Below are 15,909 nucleotides of genomic sequence, written 5' to 3' on the forward strand. Positions count from 1 at the left end.
GTCACGATGAACTGCGGCGTAGAAAATCAGCGCCCTATCCCTCCCCGAAAAGGTGCGGGTTACTGGCCCGGTGAATATGCAGACCGTAACCGTGCAGTGGCTAATCAGCGAATGACCGGGAGTAATGCGCGGTGGAAATGGACAACAGATTACAACCGTCGCTCGATAGCGGAAACGGCGATGTACCGGGTAAAACAGCTGTTCGGAGGTTCACTGACACTGCGTGACTACGATGGTCAGGTTGCAGAGGCTATGGCCCTGGTACGAGCGCTGAACAAAATGACGAAAGCAGGTATGCCTGAAAGCGTGCGTATTGCCTGAAAACACAACCCGCTACGGGGGAGACTTACCCGAAATCTGATTTATTCAACAAAGCCGAGATAGGGAGGAAGGGATGATAACCCATCAAATAATACAAAGTGAAGTTGAAGAGTTAAAACGGATTCTGACTGAGAAGGATTTGATGATCCCCTCGTTCTGGAGTTGTATCTGGCCTGGACTGACATGTATGTTATGGTTTCTTCTTTCATCCTATTTTTCGTACTGGCTAAGTGATTATGCTTCTGGTATTGATAAAATAACAGTTATGGTTTTTGCGGGTGCGATGGGTTTTTTTCCATCGTAGTGACAGCTAAAACGCGATCTTATTTTCTTTCGCTACCTGAATCATTCAGGAAAAATTCAAGGTTTGTTAATTTTCTTCTGGCTAAATGTAAGATGTATGGGGTCTGTATCTTATTTATATTTCCATGTTTAGCATTTTATTTTTCATTTACTCATCTAGATTCTATTATCTTCTGTGTAATAACATTCTTCTGCATAATAGTTACGGTTATGGTGATGAATATTGATCTCGGTCGTTATCAGTTAACTACTCTGACGTCTGTTATTGAATCGGTTAAAAATAAAGAAATAAAACTGCAATAACAACTGAGTTCCTGCTCTCTACTAACCGAATCTAATCGTTCGGTTAGTAAACCTTTTGTTCTTCATTTCTTAATTTTTACGGTTTTTTCCTAATATAAACGGTGAACAGTTGCGCAATTTATTTGTGCATCTGTGAGGCGTTGCCGCCTTTGGCGGTGTCTTTTCGTCTTTATTTGAGTAGAGGTTATTTATGACAATATCTGAACCTGTCAGGTCTCTTGATGCACATGAACTGATGCCTGGCGATATTTACCCACATCCTGCAGCGGGGGGAATTGATTCCCTGTCACATCGCGAGGTCTGTTCTCTCTTCAGTGACCACATCATGTATATCTGCAGCGCGTTAGTTATTCTTCTGCTTGTTTTCATCGCAGGTGTCTTTTTCCGAAAATTAATGACGTCTTCCACGGGACGTAAGCGAGACACGGCGTCAGTTATTCCCAATACAAAGCCAGAAGCACAGAGCAAAACGGAATACTTCCATCTTTCCATATGTGTGGAAGGCCCGGCCAGCACGGATGACTCCGCCTTGTCCTCTCTTGCCTCCCGTGTTGTCCGCGAAGCTGAAAATCTGTATATCCCCGGCGTCAATCGCCGCGACAGCGCTGACGACGTGTTTGCCTGGTCCGTGCAGACTCAGTTTCCTTCTGACAGGCTCTTCGGCACACGGATTTTCCCGTCGACCGGCTGGTTTGAACGTCCGGATATGATTAAACCTCCGGTGAAATGCTACTGCGTCTGCCTGCAGTACACGGCTGAAACATTGCCATCCACACTGCATGCCCTGGTCGATGAGGCCGGACGGCAGGTGGCGAAGTCATACATTAAAGGCGGACATTGCCCTGGCTCAGAGGGCTATAGCTTCTGCATAACCTCTGAATAGCAGCCAGTATCCGGCCTGGCCATCTATGGATCCGGGCATGACTGTAATCCTGTTTTCTGTGCCGGTGTGTTTCCGCTGATTAATTTGTCCTTCCGACCCTAATACTTTACTGACGGATTAGTGCCATGAGTTTCAATGCCAAAGATATGACGCAGGGCGGTCAGATCGCCAATATGCGCTTTCGCATGTTTGGTCAGATTGCCAATATTATTTTCTACGTGCTGTTTATTTTATTCTGGGTGCTGTGCGGACTGATGCTGATGTACCGGCTCAGCTGGCAGACCTTTGTGAACGGCTGCGTATACTGGTGGTGTACGACGCTGGGTCCGATGCGCGATATTATTCGCTCCCAGCCGGTATACACCATTCAATATTACGGCCAGTCGCTGGAATATACCTCAGAACAAATCCTGGCCGATAAATATACTATCTGGTGTGGAGAGCAGCTGTGGACTGGTTTCGCCTTTGCTGCCGTGGTTTCTCTTGTTATCTGTATCGTGACGTTCTTCATCGCCAGCTGGGTGCTGGGCCGCCAGGGGAAACAGCAGAGTGAGGATGAGAACACCGGCGGGCGCCAGCTTTCCGATAAACCCAAAGAAGTGGCCCGTCAGATGAAGCGTGATGGTGTGGCCTCCGATATTAAAATTGGCGACCTGCCTATCCTTAAAAACTCCGAAATCCAGAACTTCTGCCTCCACGGTACCGTGGGTTCCGGTAAATCAGAAGTGATCCGCCGGCTACTGAATTATGTCCGTGCCCGGGGCGATATGGCCATCATTTACGATCGCTCCTGTGAGTTCGTCAAAAGCTATTACGACCCGTCACTGGATAAAATCCTCAACCCGCTGGACTCGCGCTGCGCGGCCTGGGATTTGTGGAAAGAGTGCCTGACGCTGCCGGACTTCGACAACATCTCCAACACCCTTATCCCGATGGGCACCAAAGAAGACCCGTTCTGGCAGGGCTCCGGTCGCACTATCTTTGCCGAAGGCGCGTATCTGATGCGCGAAGACGACGATCGGAGCTACGAGAAGCTGGTCGATACCATGCTGTCCATTAAGATCGACAAGCTGCGCGCCTATCTGCAGAACACGCCGGCAGCGAACCTGGTTGAAGAGAAAATTGAGAAAACCGCCATCTCCATTCGAGCTGTGCTGACCAACTACGTCAAGGCTATTCGCTACCTGCAGGGCATTGAGAAGAACGGCGAGCCGTTCACTATCCGGGACTGGATGCGCGGCGTCCGTGAGGACCGACCCAATGGCTGGTTGTTTATTTCCTCAAACGCTGACACCCATGCCTCCCTGAAGCCGGTTATCTCGATGTGGCTGTCGATTGCCATCCGCGGCCTCCTGGCGATGGGCGAGAACCGTAACCGGCGTGTGTGGATCTTCGCTGACGAACTTCCCACGCTGCACAAGCTGCCGGACCTGGTCGAAATCCTCCCGGAGGCGCGTAAATTTGGTGGTTGTTATGTGTTCGGTATTCAGTCCTATGCCCAGCTTGAAGATATCTATGGCGTTAAGCCTGCCGCCACGCTCTTTGACGTGATGAACACCCGGGCCTTCTTCCGCTCCCCGAGTAAAGAGATTGCGGAGTTTGCTGCCGGTGAAATTGGTGAGAAGGAAATTCTCAAAGCCAGCGAACAGTACTCTTACGGTGCTGACCCGGTGCGTGATGGGGTGTCGACCGGGAAAGAAAAAGAGCGGGAAACGCTGGTCAGTTACTCCGATATTCAGACGCTACCGGACCTGTCCTGCTATGTCACGCTGCCCGGGCCGTATCCGGCCGTGAAGCTGGCCCTCAAATACAAGCCGCGTCCGAAAATTGCCGAAGGATTTATTCCTCGCACTCTCGATGCGCGGGTGGATGCGCGGCTCAGTGCGCTGCTTGAAGCGCGGGAAGCTGAAGGCAGTCTTGCCAGGGCGCTTTTCACGCCGGATGCCCCGGCATCCGGGCCAGATGATGCCGGCAGTCACGCCGGTGAACAGCCTGAGCCGGTCAGTCAGCCTGCGCCAGCAGTAATGACGGTAACTCCTGCACCGGTAAAATCGCCGCCGACAACAAAGCGTCCGGCAGCGGAACCCTCCGCCAGGACAGCTGAGCCTCCCGTCCTGCGGGTCACGACCGTACCGTTGATCAAACCAAAAGCAGCCGCAGCGGCCGGAACTGCCGCAACAGCATCCTCTGCCGGTACCCCTGCTGCAGCGGCAGGCGGGACAGAACAGGTACTGGCGCAGCAGTCCGCAGAACAGGGGCAGGCCATGCTGCCGGCCGGTATGAACGAGGACGGTGTGATTGAAGACATGCAGGCGTATGACGCCTGGGCTGATGAGCAGACGCAGCGGGATATGCAGCGGCGTGAAGAGGTCAATATCAACCACAGCCACCGCCACGATGAGCAGGATGATCTCGAAATTGGGGGGAATTTCTGATGCTCAGTTTCAGCCAGGTTAAATCGGCGGGTAGTGCCGGTAACTACTACACAGAGAAAGACAACTACTACGTTATCGGGAGCATGGAGGAGCGCTGGCAGGGTAAAGGCGCAGAAGCGCTGGGGCTTGAAGGAAAGGTAGACAAGCAGATCTTCACGGAGCTACTGCAGGGAAAGCTACCTGATGGCAGCGACCTGACCCGGATTCAGGATGGCGTGAATAAGCACAGGCCCGGCTACGATCTGACGTTCTCAGCACCGAAGAGTGTATCGATGCTGGCTATGCTGGGTGGTGATAAGCGTCTTATCGACGCTCATAATCGCGCGGTGACAGTGGCTCTTAATCAGGTGGAGTCCCTGGCCAGCACGCGGGTGCAGAAAGACGGCGTTTCTGAAACAGTCCTGACCGGGAATCTGATTATTGCCCGCTTTAACCACGATACATCGCGCGCTCAGGACCCACAGATACACACGCACAGCGTGGTTATCAATGCGACACAGAACGGCGATAAATGGCAGACGCTGGCCAGCGATACCGTCGGTAAAACCGGGTTTTCCGAAAACATACTGGCCAACCGCATCGCTTTCGGAAAGATATACCAGAACACTCTCAGGGCCGATGTTGAGTCTCTGGGTTACAGGACAGTGGATGCGGGTAAGAACGGTATGTGGGAGATGGAGGGCGTGCCGGTTGAGTCGTTTTCCACCCGCAGTCAGGAACTCAGGGAGGCCGCCGGACCCGATGCCTCCCTGAAGTCCCGGGATGTGGCCGCGCTCGATACCCGAAAGTCGAAAGAAGCCATCGATCCGGCAGAGAAGATGGTGGAGTGGATGAACACGCTGAAGGAGACCGGGTTTGACATCCGGGGGTACCGTGAGGCCGCCGATGCGCGAGCCGCAGAGCTGGCCCGTGCACCTGCCGCGCCGGTGAACACTGACGGTCCGGATATCACGGATGTGGTGACGAAAGCGATTGCCGGTCTCAGCGACCGCAAGGTGCAGTTCACGTATGCCGACCTGCTGGCTCGCACGGTCGGCCAGCTGGAGGCGAAGGACGGTGTGTTTGAGCTGGCGAGAAAGGGCATCGATGCTGCCATTGAACGGGAGCAGCTTATCCCTCTCGATCGCGAGAAAGGCCTGTTCACCTCAAACATCCACGTTCTCGATGAACTCGCCGTCAAAGCCCTGAGTCAGGAGGTGCAGCGCCAGAATCATGTCTCCGTCACGTCCGATGCCTCGGTGGTGCGCCAGGCCCCTTTCAGCGATGCCGTCAGCGTGCTGGCGCAGGATCGCCCGGTCATGGGTATCGTTTCCGGTCAGGGCGGTGCAACCGGCCAGCGGGAGCGGGTGGCCGAGTTAACCCTGATGGCCCGGGAGCAGGGGCGTGACGTCCATATCCTGGCGGCCGATAACCGCTCACGTGATTTTCTCGCCGGTGATGTGCGTCTGGCCGGGGAAACGGTGACCGGTAAATCCGCCCTGCAGGACGGGACGGCGTTTATTCCGGGCGGAACACTCATCGTGGATCAGGCGGAGAAGCTGAGCCTGAAGGAAACGATTTCCCTGCTCGATGGCGCGATGCGCCATAACGTGCAGGTCCTGCTCTCCGACAGCGGGAAGCGCAGCGGGACCGGCAGCGCGCTGACGGTGCTGAAGGACAGCGGCGTGAATACGTATCGCTGGCAGGGTGGCCATCAGACCACTGCCGACATCATCAGTGAACCGGATAAAGGCGCACGCTACAGCCGGCTGGCACAGGAGTTTGCCGTCAGCGTGCGTGAAGGGCAGGAAAGCGTGGCCCAAATCAGCGGGACGCGTGAACAGAGCGTACTCAACGGCCTTATCCGTGACTCCCTAAGACAGGAGGGAGTGCTGGGTGAGAAAGACACAACCATTACAGCCCTGACGCCGGTATGGCTGGACAGCAAAAGCCGGGGCGTGCGGGATTATTACCGGGAGGGGATGGTGATGGAACGCTGGGATCCGGAGACCCGGACGCACGATCGCTTTGTCATTGACCGGGTGACCGCGAGCAGCAATATGCTGACCCTGAAAGACCGGGAAGGGGTCCGTCTGGATCTGAAGGTTTCCGCGGTCGACAGCCAGTGGACGCTGTTCCGGGCAGAGACACTGCCGGTGGCCGAGGGGGAACGTCTGGCGGTGCTCGGGAAGATACCGGACACACGCCTGAAGGGCGGGGAAAGCATCACGGTGATGAAAGTGGAGGACGGGCAGCTGACGGTACAGCGGCCGGGGCAGAAAACCACGCAGACCCTGGCCGTGGGCGCGGGCGTGTTTGACGGTATTAAAATCGGCCACGGCTGGGTGGAAAGTCCCGGCAGGTCGGTTAGCGAGACGGCAACGGTCTTTGCGTCGGTGACGCAGCGTGAGCTGGATAACGCCACCCTCAACCAGCTGGCGCAGAGCGGAAATCATCTCCGGCTGTACTCGGCACAGGATGCGGCGCGCACGACGGAGAAGCTGTCGCGGCATACCGCCTTCAGCGTGGTCTCAGAGCAGCTGAAGACCCGATCCGGCGAGACGGACCTGGATGCGGCCATTGCGCAGCAGAAGGCCGGACTGCGTACCCCGGCAGAACAGGCCATTCACCTGGCCATCCCGCTGCTTGAAAGTGAGAAACTGACCTTCTCCCGGCCCCAGCTGCTGGCGACGGCGCTGGAAACCGGGGGCGGGAAGGTTTCGATGGCGGACATCGACACGACCATCCAGGCACAAATCAGGTCGGGGCAGTTGCTGAATGTACCGGTGGCGCACGGCTACGGCAATGACCTGCTGATTTCCCGTCAGACCTGGGACGCCGAAAAAAGCATCCTGACCCACGTGCTGGAAGGTAAAGGTGCGGTGGCCCCCCTGATGGACCGCGTGCCGGACAGTCTGATGACGGACCTGACCGCCGGACAGCGGGCGGCGACCCGGATGATTCTGGAAAGCACGGATCGGTTCACGGTGGTTCAGGGGTATGCCGGGGTGGGGAAAACCACCCAGTTCCGGGCAGTCATGAGTGCCATCAGTCTGCTGCCGGAAGAGACCCGTCCGCGCGTCATCGGTCTGGCGCCGACGCATCGCGCGGTCGGGGAAATGCAGAGTGCCGGCGTGGAGGCGCGCACGACGGCGTCGTTCCTCCACGACACTCAGCTGCTGCAGCGCAATGGCCAGACACCCGATTTCAGCAACACCCTGTTTCTGCTCGACGAGAGCTCGATGGTGGGGCTGGCCGATATGGCAAAAGCCCACTCCCTCATCGTCGCCGGCGGTGGACGGGCGGTGTCCAGCGGGGATAACGACCAGCTGCAGCCCATCGCGCCGGGCCAGCCGTTCAGGCTGATGCAGCAGCGCAGCGCCGCCGACGTTGCCATCATGAAAGAGATTGTGCGCCAGGTGCCTGAGCTGCGACCGGCGGTCTACAGCCTGATTGAGCGGGATGTGCACCGCGCCCTGACCACCATTGAGCAGGTCACGCCGGAACAGGTGCCGAGAAAAGAAGGCGTCTGGGCGCCGGGCAGTTCTGTGGTGGAATTCACGCCAAAGCAGGAAAAGGCGATAGAAAAGGCGCTGAGCGAGGGGAAAACCCTGCCGGCAGGTCAGCCCGCGTCGCTCTACGAGGCGCTGGTGAAGGACTATACCGGACGGACCCCGGAGGCACAGTCGCAGACGCTGGTGATCACCCATCTGAATAAGGACCGGCGGGCGCTGAACAGTCTGATCCATGACGCACGGCGGGAGAACGGGGAAACCGGCAAAGAGGAAATCACCCTGCCGGTGCTGGTCACGAGTAACATCCGTGACGGTGAACTGCGCAAATTGTCGACCTGGACGGCTCACAAGGAGGCGGTGGCGCTGGTTGATAACGTATACCACCGTATCAGCAAAGTGGATAAGGATAATCAGCTGATCACTCTGACTGACAGTGAAGGAAAGGAGCGATTTATCTCACCCCGGGAGGCATCGGCAGAAGGCGTCACGCTCTATCGTCAGGAAAAGATAACCGTGTCTCAGGGGGACCGAATGCGTTTCAGCAAAAGTGACCCGGAGCGCGGCTATGTGGCCAACAGTATCTGGGAGGTGCAGTCTGTTTCGGGTGACAGTGTCACGCTGTCTGATGGCAAACTCACCCGTACGCTGACCCCGAAGGCGGAGCAGGCACAGCAGCATATCGACCTCGCCTACGCCATCACCGCCCACGGCGCCCAGGGGGCCAGCGAGCCGTATGCCATCGCGCTGGAAGGGGTGGCCGGTGGCCGGGAACAGATGGCCAGCTTTGAGTCTGCCTATGTGGCTTTATCCCGCATGAAACAGCATGTTCAGGTCTACACCGACAACCGTGAGGGCTGGATAAAGGCCATCAAGCATTCACCTGAGAAAGCGACGGCGCACGATATTCTTGAACCCCGTAACGACCGGGCGGTGAAAACAGCCGATCTGCTGTTCGGGCGGGCAAGGCCACTGGATGAAACCGCCGCGGGCCGGGCAGCCCTGCAGCAGTCCGGTCTGGCACAGGGAAGTTCACCAGGAAAATTCATTTCTCCGGGGAAAAAGTACCCTCAGCCGCATGTGGCGCTGCCGGCATTTGATAAAAACGGGAAAGCCGCCGGTATCTGGCTCAGCCCACTGACCGATCGGGACGGACGGCTTGAGGCTATCGGCGGGGAGGGACGAATTATGGGCAATGAAGACGCCCGGTTCGTGGCGCTGCAGAACAGCCGCAACGGTGAAAGCCTGCTGGCCGGGAATATGGGGGAGGGCGTCAGAATGGCCCGCGACAATCCCGATACCGGGGTGGTGGTGCGTCTGGCCGGTGATGACCGCCCCTGGAACCCCGGGGCCATGACCGGCGGGCGGGTATGGGCTGAACCGGCGCCGGTGGCTCCGGTACCGCAGGCCGGGGCTGACATTATCCTCCCGCCAGAGGTACTGGCACAGCGGGCGGCAGAAGAACAGCAGCGCCGGGAAATGGAAAAACAGGCGGAACAGACTGCCCGGGAAGTGGCCGGGGAGGCGCGTAAAGCCGGCGAGCCGGCGGACCGGGTGAAAGAGGTTATCGGGGACGTCATTCGCGGACTGGAGCGTGACCGGCCGGGTACGGAGAAAACGACGCTACCGGATGATCCTCAGTTCCGGCGCCAGGAGGAGGCGATTCAGCAGGTGGCCTCAGAAAGTCTGCAGCGTGAGCGTCTGCAGGCTGTGGAGCGGGACATGGTGCGCGACCTGAACCGCGAGAAAACCCTCGGGGGTGACTGACGCGCCTGCGGCTTGTCTGCCCCGGCAGGGCCTCCGGTTAACACCGGACCCCCTGCCGGGGCGCGGTAAAAAGAGAGAAGGATACAGAGATGACAGCACACACAATCGGTTTCAGAGCCGCTGACCGCTGGCTGCAGGCATTACTGACCTGGACACCGGGTCAGACGGATATGATTAAAACGGTGGCCCTGGTCCTGATGGTCACCGACCATGCCGGGTTACTGCTGGCACACAATAACGAGATAATGCGGCTTCTGGGACGGGGCTGTTTTCCGCTGTTTGGTCTGGCATGGGGAATGAATCTGGCCCGGCACGCGGAAATACGCCAGTCGCAGCTGAACAGCCTGTGGGGCTGGGCGCTGGTTGCCCAGGTGTCGTTTATGCTCATCGGGTACCCGTGGTATACCGGGAATATTCTGTTTGCCTTTGCCGTCACGGGCCAGGTCCTGCGGTGGGTCAGCCAGCCGTCCTGGTATTACACCCTCCCGGCGGTCGGACTGCTGGTCGCCTGGATACCCCTGTCAACCGGCAGCTACGGCATGGCCGGAGTGGGCATGCTCACCGCCAGCTGGCTACTTTGTCGCGCACAGCATGCACCGGAACGGCTGGGATACGGGGTGCTGTGGGCCCTCATGGTGTTGCTGATGAATATGCATAACGTGAGTGAATCGGCGGCCGGGCTGGCGATTGCGCTGCTGACGCTGATCGTGTGTTCATCTGCCGGAGAACGTGTGAAACGCTTCTGGCCGCGGCATTTCTTTGTGATGTTCTATGCAGTGCACCTGGCGGTACTGGGTATTGTCATCTCGATGTAAAAAAAAACCGGACACAGGTCCGGGGGAGGGCACATTGCCCGTAAACGTGACAAGGGGATATCATCGTTGTGTCCACTGCATTGTGAGGTGAAACGATGATACCGTTAGCGTATCGTATACCTCAGACCTGTAGCTTTTATTGATATGGCCCCTTATGAGTGAAGAAAAACGCCCTGTACTGAGCCTGAAACGAAAACCGGCGGAGAACAGTACGGCACCCGCGGAGGCGACACCTGTCCCTGGTGTGGTGCGCCGTAAGAAGGTCGTGGTGGTTTCGTCCCCGCCGGCCTGGAAGGCAAAGAAAGAGAAACTTGAGAAGGTTAAACAAGCGGCAGAAGCCGCCGCGCGTAACGCGGCGCCGGCGCCGGTTAAAGCGGTAAAGACGCCACCTCAGGTGCGTTATCTTCGCCTGCTGCCGCCGGAACAGGCCATCATGACCCTGAAGGCGTTCTGGCCACAGCTGTTCGACGGGAACTCCCCCCGTCTGCTGGCAACAGGCATGCGCGAACAGCTGTTTGCCGACATTGTGAACCGTGACCTGCCGCTGTCGCATAAACAGGTGATTAAGTGCCTGAAGAGTCTGACCCGGTCTGCGGGCTATCTGTCCCGGATGAAGGTGGGGGCCTCCCGCTATGATCTGCAGGGGAATGCCGTCGCGACCGTCGCTGCAGAGGAAGCGCAGTACGCCAGCGAGCGCATGATGAAAGAACTCCTGCGAACTGAGCGTATGCGGAGCCAGTCAGCTGGCTGAATACAATCGAGGAGAGGAAATGGATTTTGAAGCGCGGAAACAAAAGGCGCTGGCGATAATGGCCAGCCGTAAGATGTGGAAAAGCAATTATGCACCGCTTCTGATACGACTGTTGTGGCGGCTGGGGATAAACATTCCCCCGCTGCCGTTTGCTCCGCTCTGGCAGGTTTTTGTCGTAATGACAGGCTATTTCTCCCTTGGATATGGGCTGTGGATGTACTGGACGGTGTGGCGGGCCCAGGGGATGCCTCTCCTGTTCGCCTGCGAAGTCAGTCTTATCGCGGGCGTGTTATTTGGCCTGACGATGGCACTTTTTCATCTGTGGCGGCGAAAGGTGAATAAATTACCTGACTGGAAAGATCTGTAATGAAATAAATATAAGCTGTCAGGTTGTGAATATTCCTGGCCTGACAGACCCCTCGTTTTCTTAAAAATATTTACCCTGTATGGTGTGGTTATTATACGTGACTACGTCCGTTCTGGTATTACTCCTGTCCGGAAGGGACTGTTGTGTTTATTATTGTCGTATATAGTCAGAACAAATATATTCAAACGAAAGAGAGGTAAAGGGTGAAAGGCATTGTGGCTGAGGCATGTGTGTTGCCCGGGTATGGGCAGACGCGAAGAATGACAAGCCATTCGGTGCCGTGAATGGCTGCTTCGGGACTGCCACGTCCCGGGGTGATGAGACGCTTATAAGTGCTCAATTTTCAATTTAAGTCATCCACTGTCAGTATTTAACTGATTTCAATATTTTATTACATCACGACGTGCGATATATGAAATGCACAGGCTTTCATATCGTGCGTAAATCATCAAATAAAAAGGAATGATACTATGTTTAAATATTTTATTCTGCGCAAACAGCAGCAGCTGTTCTGTTATTTCTGCGGTATCGTGCTAGCGATGGTTCTTATGCTCCTGTTCCCTTCCGTTTTTCGGGGGAATGGGTTTTATCTGCTTTTATCGTCTGTTGCGCCGTTCTGGGCAGGCCTTGCCCTATATACCCGTCACATCGACCGGATGAGAAAGCCAGAGGTCTCACCGCTGGTCAGTATTCGCGACGGTATTCAGGTGGTGGCCGAGGTGCCGCGCCATGAAAAGGCCCGGCTGGAATGGGAAATCCTCCGGGATGATGAGGTGTTTCGCCAGCAAAGGTGGGAGCTTACAGGCCTGACCGGACGGGTTATCAGCCGGGGGCTGTTGTATACGCCGGCGGTGATGCTGGTCGGTATCGGTATTCTCGCCTGGGGTTCCCCACAGGATGCCATCCGCCTGATTAATGCTCTTCGTAATATGCCTGCTGCGGAACTGGTGCACCAGATTGGTTTTGTCCTGTGCCTCGTCCTGCAGATTAGCGTCATATCAGTTCTGATCGCTGATGTTGTAGCCGGGAGAGGACTGCCGAATGTATTTCGCCGCGCGTTGCTCGACAGGCTGCCGGCAGAGTTCTGCCTTATCAGAAGAGGGACAGAAAGATGAGGACGACGACAGGAAAACGCATCGGGAAAGAAAGGAACATCAGGGAATAAAATACATGGCAAAGATATTAATGATGGCGGGCAGTACCGTTGTTGTGCTGAGTTTGCTGGGGTTTCTGGTGCTGCTTCTGAAAGGACGCGCAGTAACGAAGACTTCCCCGGTTCTGATGTCACTGAAAGCCCTGGGTATTCGCCCCTCAGAGGCTGAGCAACGGTTGTGTCGCCAGCGGGTCTGGGTGGGTAATGACACACTGATGACGCCACGGGAACAACATTTTTTCCGGGCATTACTGAGGCATACCAGCCGAAAGCGCTGGCTGTTGTGTCCTCAGGTCCGGGTGGCAGATATTGCCACACTCTCTCCCCATATCCGGCCACGATCCCGGACCTGGTGGCAACTCTTCCGGATGGCATCACAGTGGCACTGCGATGTGGTCATCGTTGACATCCATACCTTCGCTATCATCGGCGCAGTTGAACTGGATGATGCCTCACACCAGAAAAAACACCGTATCCGGCGCGATATTCTGCTGGAAGAGGTTCTGAGGCAGGCCGGTATTCCACTACTACGCGATCGGGATTCAGAGAGGCTGGTAAGAAGGGTCAGAGAGTTTCTGAAATACCGCGGAGCCGATGCTGCCGAAAAATCCATAACCGGTATGAATTCAACGACAGAGCATACTGAACGCAAGGAGAAAGAAAAATGATTATCGCCGCCGAAGTGAAACGTGATGAACAGGGGTACTGGACACATCCTGTGCTGGCACGCAGTGGTTGTGAAACTTCCGCAGAATTAAGCTACTGGCTCAGAACTCATAAACTTCAGTGCTTTGTGATGACAATGCGCGATGAAGCGCCTGAAGCCTTTGCTGCCGGATTTACGGATGAAGCCCCGGATGCCCGTGGCTGGATACCGGAACCGCCGAATGATGATGATGGCTGGTTCCTGGGCTCTGTCCACGATACCGGCGACGGACCCGTCTGCTACTGGTTTCGGCATACCACAAAATCCTGACGCCTCCGCATGGCGTCGTTGTCCAACCCCGGGAACGGGGAAAAGCCAGTTTCCCCCGTTCCCGGCGTTTCTTAAAACACCCGTTAAGGAAATACTGTGAAAAAAATTAACCGTACACTCCGCAGATGTTGTCTGTCGGGGCTTATTAGTCTGACTTTGTTTGCACCTGTTCCGGCCGTGTATGCCGCCAGCATCGAGACGGGATATTCACCGGAAGGAACGGCTCTGCAGCTGGTCCTGAAGACTATTGATTCTGCACAGCAGGAAATCCGGCTGATGGGGTATTCCTTTACCTCACCTGAAGTCGCCGGTGCGCTTGTCAGGGCAAAGCGGCGTGGTGTCGATGTGAAGGTGGTTCTGGACTGGAAAGCCAATACCGGCAAGCAAAACCAGGCGAGCCTGGCGGCCATGAATCTTCTGGTCAATGCCGGCATCCCGGTGCGCACAGTGTCGCAGTACAAAATCATGCACGATAAAGTCATCATTGCCGATGGCCGCAATATTGAAGTCGGGTCTTTTAACTACACCCGCGCCGCTGAACGCGTCAATTCAGAGAACGTGCTTGTCGTATGGGATGTTCCAGTCGTAGCTCAACGCTATCTGCAGCACTGGCAGTCTCGCTGGAATGGCGGTACTGATTGGCATTCATCGTACTAACGATCACATTGAACACATTTTTTCTGCGCCAACAGGAAAAATGTATTTTACATTAAATTAATGTGTGCACTCGCTGCCTATAAAGACATGTAGTATCTTTGTCCAGGTATTTTGTTAAATGCTTGAGGAGGCAGAGATGTCACAGGTCGTTAACGGAGTTACTTCCTCATCGAAACGTCCCTACCGGAAAGGGAACCCACTTAGCGATGCTGATAAACAGCGATCTTCAGTGGCAAAGAAAAGGGCCACCCATAAAGAAGTTAAAGTGTTCCTGGAACCACAGCTCAAAGACATATTGATGAAAATGTGTCATGACGATGGGTTAACACAGGCTGAAGTACTGTCCCGGTTGATCCAACGCGAAGCATTAGCCAGAAACATATCTTAATGGGCTTACTTTCTTGAACCTTTACCCGATGAGTGTTAAATTGCTGCGAGATTAGAGCTTTTGGTGTGCCACGCCGTAAGGTGGCAGGGAGCTGGTTTTGTGGATGTTTACCCGGAACCAGAAAGCAAAAACCCCGATAATCTTCTTCAATCTTGGCGGACAGAAAAGATTAACGGGGCCTTCATAAACTGCATAGAACGTGTTGCTCTATGCAGGGAGTATAGAATTATGCCCAGAAAAGTTCAAGACCTTCTGTGCTCACTCCTTCCGTGCAACATAAGCGCAGGAAGCGGTGACTGATATCCTTCAAAACCACTATTCACAGGTTAAAAACCCGAACCCGGTTTTCACGCCGCGAGAAGGGAAAAAGACCCTGCCGTTCTGCCGTAAGCTGATGGCGAAAGCCGAAGGCTTCACGTCCCGTTTTGATTTTTCCATTCATGTGGCGTTTTTGCGTTCGCTGGGTAAGCGTCACCGGATGCCACCCCTGTTGCGCCGGCGTGCAATTGACGCGCTACTGCAGGCAATGTGTTTTCACTATGATCCGCTGGCCAATCGCGTGCAGCGCTCGATTACCAATATGGCCATCGAGTGTGGACTGGCCACCGAGTCCAGGAACGGCAACCTGTCAGTCAGCCGTGCCACCCGGGCGCTGAAGTTTCTGGCCGAGCTGGGGCTCATCACCTATCAGACTGAATATGACCCGCAGATCGGCTGTAACATCCCGACCGATATCACCTTCACCCCGGCTCTGTTTTCCGCGCTTGACGTTTCTGAGGTGGCTGTGGTGGCCGCGCGCCGCAGCCGTGTGGAGTGGGAAAACCTGCAGCGCAAAAAGCAGAAACTGAAACCCCTGGAGATGGACGAACTGATCGCAAAAGCATGGCGGTTTGTGCGTGAGCGTTTTCGCAGCTATCAGGCTGAGCGTAAATCTCACGGCCGGAAGCGGGATACTGCACGGCGGGATGCATCACGGCAGCGTCATGACATTGAGACGCGCGTGCGTCAGCAACTGACTCGCGAATACGCCACCGGCCGCTTCAGGGGAGATAAAGAAGCGCTGAAGCGTGAGGTTGAGCGCCGTGTGCAGGAGCGCATGCTGCTGTCGCGCGGGAACAACTACACGCGACTGGCCACTGTACCCATATAACATCACCTTCTTTAAAAAATCCGGCCGGCGCCGGAGGCTTTCGCACGCCTGTTGGCCGGCTACTACGTATTATCTCATCTTCAGACCTGCATTCCTCACCATAATTCCGGTCTTCCTGGCGTCAAAGTGGCCTTAAATGTTATCGCCTG

Annotated in this window: 13 protein-coding genes and 1 pseudogene; all 14 read left to right on the forward strand. The window is 55.7% G+C overall.

Annotation, left to right across the window (positions count from 1 at the left end; all coding sequences use genetic code 11):
• Positions 1 to 321, forward strand: a pseudogene (locus tag HMPREF1024_RS0127730) (transposase); the annotation flags it as partial.
• Between the two features lie 796 nt (positions 322 to 1,117).
• Positions 1,118 to 1,810 carry a hypothetical protein gene (locus HMPREF1024_RS31485; protein ID WP_009309879.1) on the forward strand — a complete coding sequence of 231 codons (693 nt, stop codon included), beginning with the start codon at positions 1,118 to 1,120 and terminating at the stop codon, positions 1,808 to 1,810.
• Positions 1,811 to 1,935: 125 nt separating this feature from the next.
• The gene (traD, locus tag HMPREF1024_RS01450) at positions 1,936 to 4,245 is read left to right on the forward strand and encodes a type IV conjugative transfer system coupling protein TraD (protein ID WP_009309880.1); all 2,310 of its coding nucleotides are present in this window, start codon (positions 1,936 to 1,938) and stop codon (positions 4,243 to 4,245) included.
• Positions 4,245 to 9,503 carry a conjugative transfer relaxase/helicase TraI gene (gene traI / locus HMPREF1024_RS01445; RefSeq protein ID WP_009309881.1) on the forward strand — a complete coding sequence of 1,753 codons (5,259 nt, stop codon included), beginning with the start codon at positions 4,245 to 4,247 and terminating at the stop codon, positions 9,501 to 9,503. Before traD ends, traI begins: the two co-directional genes overlap by 1 nt.
• Positions 9,504 to 9,592: 89 nt before the next feature.
• Entirely contained in the window at positions 9,593 to 10,318 is a 726-nt protein-coding gene (gene traX / locus HMPREF1024_RS01440) for a type-F conjugative transfer system pilin acetylase TraX (RefSeq protein ID WP_009309882.1), read from the forward strand.
• 154 nt (positions 10,319 to 10,472) lie between these two features.
• Positions 10,473 to 11,069: a fertility inhibition protein FinO gene (locus tag HMPREF1024_RS01435; protein ID WP_009309883.1), complete on the forward strand. Its 597-nt coding sequence runs from the start codon at positions 10,473 to 10,475 to the stop codon at positions 11,067 to 11,069.
• Positions 11,070 to 11,088: 19 nt separating this feature from the next.
• Positions 11,089 to 11,436, forward strand: coding sequence for a DUF6404 family protein (locus tag HMPREF1024_RS01430; protein ID WP_009309884.1), 348 nt, complete (start codon positions 11,089 to 11,091; stop codon positions 11,434 to 11,436).
• A 470-nt stretch (positions 11,437 to 11,906) separates the two neighbouring features.
• Entirely contained in the window at positions 11,907 to 12,551 is a 645-nt protein-coding gene (locus HMPREF1024_RS01425) for a hypothetical protein (RefSeq protein WP_009309885.1), read from the forward strand.
• A 55-nt stretch (positions 12,552 to 12,606) separates the two neighbouring features.
• Positions 12,607 to 13,257: a DUF2726 domain-containing protein gene (locus HMPREF1024_RS01420; protein WP_009309886.1), complete on the forward strand. Its 651-nt coding sequence runs from the start codon at positions 12,607 to 12,609 to the stop codon at positions 13,255 to 13,257.
• On the forward strand, positions 13,254 to 13,565 hold the full coding sequence (locus HMPREF1024_RS01415) for a hypothetical protein (RefSeq protein WP_009309887.1): 312 nt from the start codon (positions 13,254 to 13,256) through the stop codon (positions 13,563 to 13,565). Before HMPREF1024_RS01420 ends, HMPREF1024_RS01415 begins: the two co-directional genes overlap by 4 nt.
• Before the next feature lie 105 nt (positions 13,566 to 13,670).
• A complete protein-coding gene (locus tag HMPREF1024_RS01410; RefSeq protein WP_029497507.1) occupies positions 13,671 to 14,222 on the forward strand; it encodes a phospholipase D family protein in 552 nt (183 codons plus the stop codon).
• Positions 14,223 to 14,358: 136 nt separating this feature from the next.
• Positions 14,359 to 14,610 (forward strand): replication regulatory protein RepA, encoded by a 252-nt coding sequence (locus HMPREF1024_RS01405; RefSeq protein WP_009309889.1) that lies wholly within the window; start codon positions 14,359 to 14,361, stop codon positions 14,608 to 14,610.
• A 228-nt stretch (positions 14,611 to 14,838) separates the two neighbouring features.
• Positions 14,839 to 14,910 (forward strand): RepA leader peptide Tap, encoded by a 72-nt coding sequence (gene tap / locus HMPREF1024_RS32135; RefSeq protein WP_012539968.1) that lies wholly within the window; start codon positions 14,839 to 14,841, stop codon positions 14,908 to 14,910.
• Positions 14,903 to 15,760 carry an incFII family plasmid replication initiator RepA gene (repA, locus tag HMPREF1024_RS01400; protein WP_009309890.1) on the forward strand — a complete coding sequence of 286 codons (858 nt, stop codon included), beginning with the start codon at positions 14,903 to 14,905 and terminating at the stop codon, positions 15,758 to 15,760. The genes tap and repA overlap by 8 nt, the downstream gene beginning before the upstream one ends.
• Positions 15,761 to 15,909: the final 149 nt, after the last annotated feature.

Origin of the sequence: Klebsiella sp. 4_1_44FAA (genome assembly GCF_000238715.1) — a bacterium.
In the GTDB taxonomy this organism is placed as follows: domain Bacteria; phylum Pseudomonadota; class Gammaproteobacteria; order Enterobacterales; family Enterobacteriaceae; genus Klebsiella; species Klebsiella pneumoniae.

Excerpts from the sequence above, each read along its gene's own strand:
- traX (WP_009309882.1), top strand. The coding sequence starts at position 9,593 with ATGACAGCACACACAATCGGTTTCAGAGCCGCTGACCGCTGGCTGCAG.
- HMPREF1024_RS01415 (WP_009309887.1), top strand. The coding sequence starts at position 13,254 with ATGATTATCGCCGCCGAAGTGAAACGTGATGAACAGGGGTACTGGACA.
- HMPREF1024_RS01405 (WP_009309889.1), top strand. The coding sequence starts at position 14,359 with ATGTCACAGGTCGTTAACGGAGTTACTTCCTCATCGAAACGTCCCTAC.
- traI (WP_009309881.1), top strand. The coding sequence starts at position 4,245 with ATGCTCAGTTTCAGCCAGGTTAAATCGGCGGGTAGTGCCGGTAACTAC.
- HMPREF1024_RS01435 (WP_009309883.1), top strand. The coding sequence starts at position 10,473 with ATGAGTGAAGAAAAACGCCCTGTACTGAGCCTGAAACGAAAACCGGCG.
- HMPREF1024_RS01425 (WP_009309885.1), top strand. The coding sequence starts at position 11,907 with ATGTTTAAATATTTTATTCTGCGCAAACAGCAGCAGCTGTTCTGTTAT.
- traD (WP_009309880.1), top strand. The coding sequence starts at position 1,936 with ATGAGTTTCAATGCCAAAGATATGACGCAGGGCGGTCAGATCGCCAAT.
- HMPREF1024_RS31485 (WP_009309879.1), top strand. The coding sequence starts at position 1,118 with ATGACAATATCTGAACCTGTCAGGTCTCTTGATGCACATGAACTGATG.
- HMPREF1024_RS01420 (WP_009309886.1), top strand. The coding sequence starts at position 12,607 with ATGGCAAAGATATTAATGATGGCGGGCAGTACCGTTGTTGTGCTGAGT.
- HMPREF1024_RS01430 (WP_009309884.1), top strand. The coding sequence starts at position 11,089 with ATGGATTTTGAAGCGCGGAAACAAAAGGCGCTGGCGATAATGGCCAGC.